General features: G+C 63.1%; 10 protein-coding genes and 1 pseudogene. 3 read left to right on the forward strand and 8 right to left on the reverse strand.

Going from position 1 to position 11831, the window contains the following annotated elements; translation table 11 throughout:
* Nucleotide 1: 1 nt before the first annotated feature.
* From OES25_00380 to pcnB, 8 genes and pseudogenes are all read right to left on the reverse strand, one after another.
* Nucleotides 2–1534, reverse strand: a complete 1533-nt coding sequence (locus OES25_00380; protein MDH3626094.1) for an AbgT family transporter — start codon at nt 1532–1534, stop codon at nt 2–4.
* A 25-nt stretch (nt 1535–1559) separates the two neighbouring features.
* Complete coding sequence (locus OES25_00385) at nt 1560–3002, reverse strand: sodium/proline symporter (GenBank protein ID MDH3626095.1); 1443 nt, start codon at nt 3000–3002, stop codon at nt 1560–1562.
* A gap of 156 nt (nt 3003–3158) precedes the next feature.
* Nucleotides 3159–4391 (reverse strand): diguanylate cyclase, encoded by a 1233-nt coding sequence (locus OES25_00390; GenBank protein ID MDH3626096.1) that lies wholly within the window; start codon nt 4389–4391, stop codon nt 3159–3161.
* A gap of 105 nt (nt 4392–4496) precedes the next feature.
* Complete coding sequence (locus OES25_00395) at nt 4497–5531, reverse strand: FAD binding domain-containing protein (protein MDH3626097.1); 1035 nt, start codon at nt 5529–5531, stop codon at nt 4497–4499.
* Nucleotides 5528–7513, reverse strand: a complete 1986-nt coding sequence (locus OES25_00400; GenBank protein MDH3626098.1) for a molybdopterin-dependent oxidoreductase — start codon at nt 7511–7513, stop codon at nt 5528–5530. The genes OES25_00395 and OES25_00400 overlap by 4 nt, the downstream gene beginning before the upstream one ends.
* Nucleotides 7514–7665: 152 nt before the next feature.
* Nucleotides 7666–7881 (reverse strand): annotated as a pseudogene (locus OES25_00405) (hypothetical protein).
* 107 nt (nt 7882–7988) lie between these two features.
* Nucleotides 7989–8510, reverse strand: a complete 522-nt coding sequence (locus tag OES25_00410) for a (2Fe-2S)-binding protein (GenBank protein ID MDH3626099.1) — start codon at nt 8508–8510, stop codon at nt 7989–7991.
* Nucleotides 8503–10158: a polynucleotide adenylyltransferase PcnB gene (pcnB, locus tag OES25_00415; protein ID MDH3626100.1), complete on the reverse strand. Its 1656-nt coding sequence runs from the start codon at nt 10156–10158 to the stop codon at nt 8503–8505. The genes OES25_00410 and pcnB overlap by 8 nt, the downstream gene beginning before the upstream one ends.
* Nucleotides 10159–10272: 114 nt before the next feature.
* Between pcnB and OES25_00420 the strand changes: the two genes are divergently transcribed.
* From OES25_00420 to OES25_00430, 3 genes are read left to right on the forward strand one after another with little or no spacing between them, the layout of a single operon-like run.
* Nucleotides 10273–10497: a hypothetical protein gene (locus OES25_00420; GenBank protein ID MDH3626101.1), complete on the forward strand. Its 225-nt coding sequence runs from the start codon at nt 10273–10275 to the stop codon at nt 10495–10497.
* A gap of 6 nt (nt 10498–10503) precedes the next feature.
* Nucleotides 10504–11091, forward strand: coding sequence for a DUF4126 domain-containing protein (locus OES25_00425; protein ID MDH3626102.1), 588 nt, complete (start codon nt 10504–10506; stop codon nt 11089–11091).
* Nucleotides 11081–11830 (forward strand): hypothetical protein, encoded by a 750-nt coding sequence (locus OES25_00430; protein ID MDH3626103.1) that lies wholly within the window; start codon nt 11081–11083, stop codon nt 11828–11830. The genes OES25_00425 and OES25_00430 overlap by 11 nt, the downstream gene beginning before the upstream one ends.
* Nucleotide 11831 lies beyond the last annotated feature (1 nt).

Consider the following 11831-nt stretch of genomic DNA (forward strand, 5'->3'; position numbering starts at 1 on the left):
TTCAGGGATAGACATAGGACGACTGCAACCCGAGCGGGAACCCCAGGGCCCAGTACGCAAGCAGGAACAAGGTCCAGGTCACAAGGAGTACGACGGAGTACGGCAACATCAGCGATGTCACGGTGCCGATCCCGGTCTTCTTCACATACCGTTGACAGAAGACGACGACGAGCGGGAAATAGGGCATCAGTGGCGTGATGATGTTGGTCGTGGAATCGCCGACGCGGTAGGCCGCCTGGGTCAACTCGGGGGACAGGTTGAGCTGCATCAGCATCGGGACGAAGATCGGGCTGAGCAGCGCCCATTTGGCCGACGCGGAGCCAACCAGAAGGTTGACCAACGCACTCAGGAAGATCATCCCGACGATCGTCGCCGCGGCCGGCATCCCCATGGACTGGATCAGGTTGGCTCCCTTCAACGCGATAAGGACACCCACATTCGACTGACCGAATGCGGCGATGAACTGGGCGGCGAAGAACGCCATCACGAGGTAATAGCCCATCGTGCTCATCGTCGTGCTCATGCCCTTGACGATGTCTCGATGGTTCTTTACCGATCCGGAGACGTAGCCATGGACGACGCCGGGGATCAGGAAGAACAGGAAGATCAGGGGAACGATCGATCCCATGATCGGCGCCGTGAAGGCGGTCAGCGAGCCCTCGGGGCTTCTGAAGACCGAGGTCGGACTCCACATGGCCCAGATCAGCAAACCGGCGGCGAGGGCGATCGAGAACAACCCCGCGAACATTCCGCGTCGCTCTTTGTCGGTCAGCTCATCCATCTTCGGCATCTGATCGGGGTCGCCGTCGACTTCCGTGTCCTTCAGACGCGGCTCGATGATGCGGTCGGTGATGTACCAGCCGACGAAGATGACGAGAAGACTCGAGGCGCCGGTAAAGAAGATGTTGCAGAGCGGGTTGACCAATCGCTCGGGGGCGATGATCTGTGCTCCGACCTGGGTGATCCCCTGGAGCAGGGGATCGATCCCTGACGGGATGAAGTTGGCGGAGAATCCACCGGAGACCCCGGCGAAGGCCGCCGCGATGCCCGCCAGTGGATGGCGCCCCGCGGCATAGAAGATGACACCTCCAATCGGTATCACCAGCACATACCCCGCGTCGGCCGCCGTGTGGCTGACGATGGCGACAAGGATCAACATCGGCGTCAGAAGCATCTTGGGGGTGAAGCCCAACATGTACTTCAGAACCGCGTTGATGAATCCGGTGCTCTCTGCGACACCGACACCGAGAAGTGCGACGAGGACCACGCCTAACGGATGAAACCCGGTGAAAGTCTTCACCATGCCGGTGAGGAAACCCACCATCGACGTTCCGCTTAGCTGATTGGTGACCCGAATCGGATCTCCAGTCGCGGGATGGACCTCGTTAAACTGAATGGGCGCCAGGATTGCCGAGGCGATCCAGGTCAGCACCAGCAAGATCACGAAGAGAATGGCGGGATCCGGCAACTTGTTGCCGGCGACCTCGACGCCGTTCAGAAAGCGGGCGACGAAGCCCTTGTTGTTCGATCCCATCGTTCCTCCTCGAAACTTCGGTCGTCTACGACGACTTGCGGGTCAACAGACTTACGGTCCAGACAAGTAGAGCGCTGATCAGCACTGCGGCAGCCTTGATATCCAGCAGATCCTGGAGGCTGGCCATATTCTTCCATGCGACGGTCGAGATCATGCCACCGATCATGCCCACCAGGGCTCCCTGGCGTGTGGTGCCCTTCCACCAGAGTGCGAATACCAGCGGTGGACCAAAGGACGCCCCCAGGCCGGTCCACGCATAGGAGACGGTCGAGTCGATCAGACTCGATTGGGTGCGCATCGCGTGATAGGCAAGCCCAAGAGCTACGGCCCCGACCGCGATGGTTGCCAGTCGCGAGTAGAAGACGAGCCGACCGGGTCGTTTCCCGCCGCCCAGCAGTTTCACGTAGATATCCTCGATCAGGGTCGAGGACGCGACGAGCAGCTGGCTATCGGCTGATGACATCATGGCGGCGGTCGCGCCTGCGATCATGACGCCTGCGATCCACCCCGGCATCAGGGCGACGGCCAGCAACGGCATGACCTGCTCTGGATCGGCCAGGTTCGGGCCGAGCACGACGACGCCGACGAGTCCGATGAGCGGGGCACCCCAGTACGAGACCAGCGTCCAACACATCGCGATTAGACCGCCCTTGGGTAGCTCCGAGGTCTTGCGAATCGCCATGTAACGCATGAGGAGATGGGGTTGTCCCAGGTATCCAAGACCCCATGCCATCCCACCGACCACGACGCCAAGAAAGAACCCTGAGCCCACCTGTCCACCACTCATGGAGAGATAGTCCGGACCCCGCACGGCGAGTTTTTCGATCAGCGCACTCGGTCCACCGACGGCGATGATTCCGGCGATCGGTAACACGACGGCGACCGCCGTCATCAGGAGACCCTGGATCAGATCGGTCCAGGCAACCGCCAGGAACCCACCGAGCAACGTGTAACCGACGACCACGAGGGCACCGATCAGGAGTCCGTATCCGGGTTCGATCCCGAAGGTCGCGTTGAGAATCTTGCTGCCGCCGGCAAGCTGCGCAGAGACATAGGCCGTGTAGAAAAGCAGGATCGCCACCATCGAGACGATACGGAGAATCCGACTCCGGTCGTTGAAGCGGGCCTCGAGATAGTCGGGAAGCGTCAGGGCACCCATGCGGGCGGTCTCTCTTCGAAGCGGCACGGCGATGAACGTCCAGCTGGCGAGGATGCCGCCGGCGATGCCGATCACGGACCAGTACTCCGTCAGCCCCAGACCGTAGGCCGCACCGGGGAGACCGAGAAGGAACCATGCCGACTCTCCGGATGCCCGTTCCGAGATGGCCGAGACCCAGGGGCCAAGCCGACGCCCCCCCAGGACATAGTCGTCGAGGGATCGCATGTGACGGGCGCAGAGGAGGCCGATCGTCAACATCACCACGAGGTAGACGATCAGGCCGGCCAGGATGGAGCCGTCGCCGCTCAATCGTCATCTCGCTCGGTTCGACGACAGTTGAACCGATAGGCGAGGACGGCAAGGCCCGCCAGAACGAGCCAGGATCCGAGAATAATGAAGAGTGAGGCGCTGAGCATGAAGGCCGGATTATAGGCGACCGGCCGCCAGGATTCGCCTCAGGTTCGTCTACACGCTGAAAACACCGTTTTCGGGCCGTAGGGTCTCGCCCTCATGTCGGTGGAGGTACTCCGCGATCGAGGTGCGATCCACCGGCCCGCCGAAGCGCTCAAACTCGACACCCATACCGGGAATTCGAACCTCGCTGCTGTCATTCGACGTGTCGGTCGGGACCGACCGAACGACACGGCCGATGACATGGACCTTGCGATCGCTTCCCGGCAGCGGGAACGCAAACGCGCAACGCATGCCGATCTCGATCGGCATCGACGTCTGTACGAAGATACCGCTGGGCGAGAGGTCGCGTGTATAGCCCACCAGCTGGGACTCGGCGCCATCGAAGTAGACCGGCACCTCGAGGGGCACACGCGGGCGACGAAGGTAACACCAGACGCGATTGCGTCCCATGCTGCGTGCCTCGTCCAGCGCCTCCCGTGCTCGGGTCATTAACATCGAATCGGACTCGGCATCTGCCGGGAACGAAGCCGCCCCGAGTGAGACCGTGATCTTGGCCTGTTCGTTTTCGATGAATCGGTAGCCCGCTACGGTCGTCCGGATTCCCGACGCGGCACGACGAGCCTCACCCCGTCCGGCACCCGGAAGGAGGACGACGAAATCGTCGTCACCCAGTCGGCAGACATGATCTTCGTTTCCGATCGCAACTCGGAGGATTCCCGTCATCCGACGGAGGACGTCGTCGCCGGCAGCCCTCCCGTGCCTGTCGTTGAACTCCCGCAGGTGATCGATGTCGAGATGGATCAGCGCGAACGGTTTTCCGGTGCGCGCCGCGATGTCGAAATGAGTCGCGAGCTGTCGCTTGAAGCGGTCGGTGTCGGGTAGGAGGGTTAACGGGTCTCGACCGTCACCGGCCTGGCCCGAGGATTCGGCCGTCGTCGACAGCACGCGAAGGGTGCGGATGATCGTTCGTCGGCCGGGCCCACTCAGGGGTTCGGCGACGATCTCGATTTCCATGCGCCCGCCATCACGGCAATTGAAGACCAGGCTTCGCTGCTCGCGACTGCCGCCGGTGCGGAGATCGCCGTCAAAGAGCGACACGCTGGTCAGGCCGGGGCCTCGTGCGCCACCGGGATCGAGACGGATCTCCTTGCTCTGTCCCACGACATCCATGGCCGGCCAGCCGGTCAGATTCTCCATCATCTGGTCGAATCCCAGGATGGTGCCCTTGTCGTCGATGATGAACGAGCCTCCCATGGAGTCCCGTCGTCGAGTCGCTTCGCTCATTTTTTCTCCCTCTCTCGCCATCGAACTTAGGTTCCGGCCATGAGAGGGGCAAGCCGGCTGACGGAATCGTCATCCGGTGTCGGATTTTCGGACTTTTGGCCAATATTAGAGCGGGATCAGCTCGTGCTGGGCGATCCGGCGACGGGTCTCGCCCATCGGGTCGCCGCGCAATTCACGAAGCGCGTAGCGGACGAACTCCGCCGTCACACGCTTGCGCCAGTGCAGCACGAAGTCGGTGTTGTCCATCGGCTTGGACTGGGTGGCCACCCGGGACGCCGCGGCGTCGATTGACTCATCGGTGAGCGCGTTGCCGATCAGGCAGGCCGCACCGTCTTCCGAGATTCTCGGTGCCGACGCGACGGCGCCGAGGACGATGCGGGCGTCCTCGATGGTTCCGTCGCCCGCCTGCTTGACCGCAGCCGCCACCGAGAGGACCGGGAAGTCGAAGGAACCACGACGACGAAGCTTCCAGTAGGTGCTGGCCCAACCCGACGATTCCGGAAGCGACACCGAGACGAGGATCTCGTCCGGTCGGCGAGAGAGGTACTGGATGCCGTCATCTTTATAGAGGTCGAGCAGTGCCAATTCTCGCGAACCCTCCTTCGACACCAGTCGAACCCTGGCGTCGAGCGAGGCCAGGGCTGGGGCCGTATCGGTCGACGACACCGCCAAGCAGCGCTTGCTGGCCGGTGCGACCCAGCAGGTCTCGCCGTCCTTCTTCATGCAAAACGAAATCGCCTTCCGCCACTCGTAGTTCTGGTCGTAGTAGTTGCAGCGTGTGTCGAGGCAGAGGTTGCCACCGAGGGTCCCCATGTTTCGTAGATGGGGGGTCGCGACCTGCACCGCCGCCTGCCAGAGTCCGGCGTAGCGCTCGCGGAGGTCATCGTTGCGAACGACATCCGTCAAGGTGAGTCCCGCGCCCAGGGTCGCACCGGCCGTCTCGACGTCGTGTTGCCGCAGTTCGTCGATTCCGCGAAGCGCCACGAGCGTACCGGGTGTCTGTTGGCGTCGCTTCATGTTCGGCAGAAGGTCCGTGCCGCCTGCGATGAGCATGGCGGCGGGCCCCTCGCCGGCAAGGATCTCCGCCGCCTCGGCGATCGTAGAGGGCGCGTGATAATCGAATCTCGGCAGACGCATCATCGACGGGCTTCCTCCGTCAACTTCGCCGCACGCTTGCGATCCGGATCGTTGATGGCCTTGCCGTCGCCGCCTTCCCACGGGGGTGGGACTTGCAACGCCTCGGGCCACTCGATTTCCGGGAACGTCTTGGGGCCGACCCGGGGTTCCTTCCCTTGTCGTTTCAACTCAAGGGCTTTCGCAATCTTGTCCGGTGTGATTGGGACCTCGTCGATCCGTACGCCGACCGCATCGAAGACGGCGTTGGCGACGGCCGGCATGATCGGGAGGAGAGGACCCTGCCCCACTTCCTTCGCGCCCATCGGTCCGTTGGGATCCGGTTCTTCCACGAGGATCGTGTGCAGCCTCGGCATGTCGTGACTGGTCGGGCTCTTGTATTCAAGTAGCGAGGGGATCTTGTGTACAAGCGCCCCCGATAATTTCTTTGGCAGCCGTCGAAAGATCTGCTCCTCCATGAGTGCCTCACCGAGACCCATGTAGACGCTCCCCTCGACTTGCCCGCGGGCGAGGACGGGGTTGAGCGCACGCCCGATGTCGTGAGCGCACCACACGTCGTCCACATTCAGCCAACCCGTCGCGGGGTCGACGGTCACGCCGACGATCGCGGCGCTGTAGGAGTAGGCCGCCGACGGGCCCACGCCACCGCCCTTGTAGCGGGCCGGCGAGCGGGGAGGCGTGTAGGAACCAACGCTCCCGAGTGTGCCGAACCGTTCCTCGGCGGCAATGATCGCATCGCGAAAGGACATCCCGCGGTCAGGGTCTTCCGTGTCGAACACCCGTCGATCGGCGAACACGAGACGCTCCGCCGGTACGTCGAGCTTGTCCGCGGCCGCCGTTCGCAACGATTCTCTCGCGCGTTCCGCCGCCTGGATCGCTGCATTCCCCATCATCAACGTGACTCGGCTGGAGTAGGACCCGAGGTCGACCGGGGTCAAGTCCGTGTCGCCGGTCACACAGCAAATGTCATCCGGGTGCGTCCCGAGGACTTCGGCCACGAGACCTACCAGGACGTCGTCCGAGCCCTGGCCAATCTCAGTGCAGCCACAGAACACCGTCACGCCACCACCGCGGTCGAGCTTTATCTGGACTCCGGAGTGCGGCATCTTGTTCCAGTAGATCGGGAGCCCCGCGCCGGAGAGATACGAGCCGCATGCCAACCCGACGCCCTTGCCTTCCGGAAGCTTGCCGTGCTTGTTGGACCAGTCGGACGCCGCCGTCACCCGGCGAATGCACTCACCGAGCGCGATGGTGCTGATCTTCATGTGGTTCGCGGTCACCGATTGCGCCGGCGCGATCATCTGCAGTCGCATCTCGGCAGGGTCCAGCTTGAGCGAGGCAGCGATCTTGTCCAGTTGAACTTCCTGGCCGAAGCGAGGTTGCGGCGTTCCATGTCCACGCTTGGGTCCGCAGGCGGGCTTGTTGGTGAAGACGCGACAGCCGTCGAACCGGTATCGCGGTAGCTCGTACGTCACCGTCGCGAGCGCGCCGGTGTAGAACGTGCTGGCCACACCGTACGATCCGTATGCCCCGCCGTCGAGAAGCGTCTGGAGGTGCATGCCGGTCAGCTTGCCCTCGCTGGTCACGCCCGTTCGAAACTTCATCAGGACCGGGTGCCGGCCACGATGACAGTAAAAAACTTCTTCGCGGTTGAGTGCGATCTTGACCGGCCGCCCCAGATCCAGGGCCGCCTTGCAGACCACGATCTCATGGCCGAAGATGTCGCTCTTTCCGCCGAACCCACCCCCGTTGGGACACGCGATCACACGGATTCTCGCCGGGGGAAGTTCCAGGACTCTCGCCAGGGCGCGATGGACGTAGTGCGGCGTCTGGGTGCTGGACCAGAGGGTCAGTTTTCCATCTCGGTCGACGGCTGCAAGCGAGGCGTGTTGCTCGATCGGGAGGTGGGTATTGCCCTCGAAGTAGAACGTGTCCTCGAAGACGTGATCCGACGCGTCGAGCGCCTCTTCGACGTCGCCGAACTCCAGCGCGACACGTTTATGAATGTTCCCTTCCTCGCCATACTCGTGATGCGGGGTGCCGGCGTCCGCAGGGCCGACTCCGGACTGTCGATGGTCTCGAGGGGTTCAAACTCCACATCGATGTGCTCGATCGCTTCCATGGCGACGAGCTCGTCGTCTGCAATCACCGCAGCGACGGGATCTCCGACGAATCGGACCTTCTCACCGCAGAGCGCCTCCTCGTCCTGACTGACTGGCAAGATCCCGAATTCGATGGGTAGATCCTTACCGGTGAGAACATGATGGACGCCCGGATAGTCCAGGGCAGCGCTTACATCGAGTCGCTTGATGAGAGCGTGCGCCACCGGCGAGCGGAGCAGCTTGCAGTGCAGCATCCGAGGAAGCACCAGGTCGTCGGCGAACAGCGTCTGACCCGTAACCTTGGCGCGACCATCAACACGGCGCCGAGGCTTGCCGACCACCGAAAGCGAATCGCGGTCGCTCATCGACTTGCCTCCGACCGGGCGGTCATCTTCAGAATGGCGGCTTCCACCGATTCGAAGATCTGCTCATATCCGGTGCAGCGGCAGAGGTTGCCCGATAGGGCCTCGCGTATCTGCTCTCTGTTCGGCTGCGGGTGCCGTTCCAGCAATGCCTTGGCGGTGAGCAGGATTCCCGGGGTGCAGTAGCCACACTGCGACCCACCGAGGTCGGCGAACGCCGCCTGCAACGGATGAAGTTCGTTTCCGTCGGCCAGGCCTTCGATCGTGGTGATCTCCCGGCCGGAACACTCCAGTGCCAACATCAGACACGACAGAAGCGGCTCGCCGTCCACCAGAACGGCACAGGCTCCACACTCGCCGAGCTCGCAGCCATGTTTGGTTCCGGTCAGACCAAGATCCTCACGCAGAACTTCGAGCAGCGTCTTGTAGCCGTCGAACAGAACGTCGTGCGTTTCGCCGTTGACCGTCAGAGTCTGACGAACCTTGCGAGGTCGATGCATCGGTAGAGATCGATCACTCATCGGAGGTCTGGTCCTTGTCGTCGGTGTTGCCACCGCCGTCGCGAGGACGTCGCCGACGTCGCCGTCTGCGCGGGGGGCGTCGCTCCGATTCCTGGGGCTCCTGGCGCTCCTCAGACTCTCGAGGTTCCTGGCGCTCCTCAGGCTCGTGATGGCCGAACTGATCGCCACCGTAGCGGTCACTGTCCGGTTCGGTCGAGGCCCCATCGGAAGGTGCCGAAGGGAGTGCGGCAAAGAAGTCCAATGGCACCTGCTTTACGGTCGCCTCCGGTTCCGGCTTGCTACGCGATTCACCGCCACGCTTTCCACGTCGTCCACGTCGCCGTGGGGCGGGGGAGTCGGTCTCCTTGCGAGTCGGCGGCGCCGAGCGCCGTCCCTCCGGAACCGACTGGCGACCCCAGAATTCGACGGCGCGGGTCAGGTCTCCCCCCAGGTGCCGGGCCATCGATTCAAGCAGCCCGAGTGCCGCCGGGAAGCAACTGCGTCTCACGATCGCCTGTTTAGTTCGAGGCCGCAATCGCCGCGGCTGGGCCATTCGCACGAGGCTCAGGAGGAGCAGTCGACAGATCTCCTGGTCCCGGCGTGCGAGTCGTAACCGGCGACCCAGGGGATCCAGCCAACTATTGGCAAGATCGCGGGCGTCTACTCGACGACCCTCGTCGACCGTACCGTCGCCACCCCAACCGAAGGGACGGACGAGGAGCGGAAGGAGAAGAACCGTGAGGCTCTCGCCGCCGTCGATTCGCGGAGCCGGTCGTTGATCGATCTCTCTCAGCAGATGACGCAGGGTCTTCCAGGCCGCCTCGTCGTCGCGATAGGCAGACGCCAACTCGGGGAGGATGACATCGAGGACGCGGGTCCCGCGCAGGAACACGAACGAGCGCTCCGCCGCCCCTTCGCGGCAGAACCGATAGATCTCTTCCAGGACCCGCGGCGGCGCGGACTTGTCGATCTCTGTGCCATACGACTTGATGGCAGTAAGCGTCTCCGTCTCGATCTCGAGGTTGAGACGGGCGGCGAACTTGATCGCGCGAAGAATCCGGATCGGGTCCTCGCGGAGTCGGACCGCAGGATCGCCGATCGTCCGCACCACACGCCTGCGAAGATCCTCGAGACCATCGGTGTGGTCGATGACCGTCTGCTTGTCGATGTCGTAGAACAGGCCGTTGATGGTGAAGTCTCGACGGATCGCGTCCTCGGCCGGTGTACCGAAGACGTTGTCGTCGCGAATCAGCAGATCGGCGTCCTTACCGGGCTCGGACGGTGCCTCCTCGAGACTCCGAAACGTCGCGACCTCGATGACCTTGCGGTCTTGAAAGTAGATATGGGCCAGCCGGAACCGTCGGCCGATGATCCGCGAGTTGCGAAACAGGCGTTTGATCTGACCCGGCGTGGCGGACGTCCCGATATCGAAGTCCTTGGGATGTCCGCCGAGAAGGAGATCCCGGACACAGCCGCCGACGAGGTACGCCTCGTGACCGTGCCGAACCAGCCGTCGGACGATCTTCACGGCATCCGAATCGAGGTCGCGATCAGGGATCGGCTGTCGAACTCGTATGGGGTTATCGGCCGTCGCGCGACGATGGCCGGACCGCGAGGCGGACGGTTGTTGTCGCCGACCCCGGATCAGGGAGAGGATCTTCTTGAGCATCTACATCCTATCGAGGGCGGCCATGGAAGCAATATACCAACTTTCCCAAAAAAATGGACCCGCCGGTGCAGGATCTTGCGACCCCCAGGGGAGCGGGTTATCCTCCGTTTCCTGATGAATTCCTCGCAGCTCATTGCTTATCTCAACGCGATCCAGGTCGGTGACCTGGATGTCATCCGCACCCGGATCCTGGAGGCGAAGCAGGCCTGTGTCGATCTGTCGCAGCCGGATCTGGCAGAGAAGCTCGCGGAGGCTCTTGCGGCCCTGGATGGCCTCGACACCAAGACCTATCGCCGTCGGATCGAAACGGTGATCTCGCGACTGGGTCATATCCGCTGATTTCCCATGAGTGAGATCCTACCCATCATCTGGCAGCTCTCCATGGGCGTGAGTCTGGCGGCCTGCGCCGGCTTGCGGGCCTTTCTCCCGCTGTTCGTCACCGGGCTCGCGGCGCGTCTCGACTGGATTCCACTCCTGGATCGATTCGAGTGGTTGGGGTCCGACGCTACTCTGGTGGTCTTCGGGGTGGCGGTTCTTCTCGAGGTCGTCGGCGACAAATTTCCCGTCATCGATAATTTCCTCGACTCGGTGGCGTTGTTCGTGAAGCCCATCGCGGGGACGATCCTGGCCGTTGCTGTCGTCACCGAGTTGGACCCGCTGCTGTCGGTGGTGCTGGGGATCGTCCTCGGTGGCGGCGTCGCAGGGGTGGTTCACGTCGGGAAATCCAAGGCACGCCTCGCTTCGACCGTCTTTACCGCTGGACTCGGGAACCCCGTCTTGTCGGTTGCAGAGGACGGTGTCGCTCTGGCCGGTGTCTCCGTGGCGCTCTGGTTTCCCGTGCTGGCGATCGTCCTGATCACGTTGATTGGGCTCGTCATCACCCGTTGGACCCTGAGGCGGGGTTCATCCGGCCCGGATCACGATGCGGGCTGACGGCGGAAGCAGTCGTTGGTGGCAGGGGTGTATCGGTTGTGCCGTGGTGGTCCTCATTGGCGGTGTCATCGGCCTGGTTTCATTGTTCATGCTCAGTCGTGCGACCACGCGGCAACTGACCGAGCCGGAGCACGGTCTCGAGCGGGCTCTCGAGACGCTGGGCCTCGTCGAGCCGCCGGAGGGCTTCAACTACGGCTTCGCCGTTCAGGTGCCGTGGGCCTCGCGTGTCACGATGCTCTCGAGCGAGCCTATCGGCTCCACCCACTGGGACAGTGACGGCAGGCCCGGACAGTATCTGCTTGTGACGGAAGTCCGGTCGTCCAAGCTGTGGGAGAGTTGGCTCTCCGATCCCGATGAGTTGTTCGTCGCCGTCGACGAGCAGTTCCGCGACTTCCTCGAATTCGACATCGGTCCGGGGCAGCTCCTGCGTCAGTCGGGGCCGTCACCGAAGGAGCTACCGGAGCGGATCTACAGGATAAGCGAAGGTGGAGTCCATCCGACATCGACCGGATGGGGGAGCGTCGCCATCGTTGCGCTGCGATGCACACCGGTCGACCGACCGATAATCCTCGTCTGGGCCCGTGCCATGGTCGATGCACCCGACCCGGTCGTGGTAGACGAACTTCTGGTCGGCCCACCGGCGCCGATCGTCGGCTCGGAAGCGGCGGAACTCATCGATCGCGAACTGGACCGCGAGACGGTGTCGAGGCTGCTGGCATCCTTGCGGCTCTGTCCCTGAA

It is taken from the genome of Acidobacteriota bacterium, from assembly GCA_029861955.1.
Classification (GTDB): Bacteria; Acidobacteriota; Polarisedimenticolia; order Polarisedimenticolales; family Polarisedimenticolaceae; genus JAOTYK01.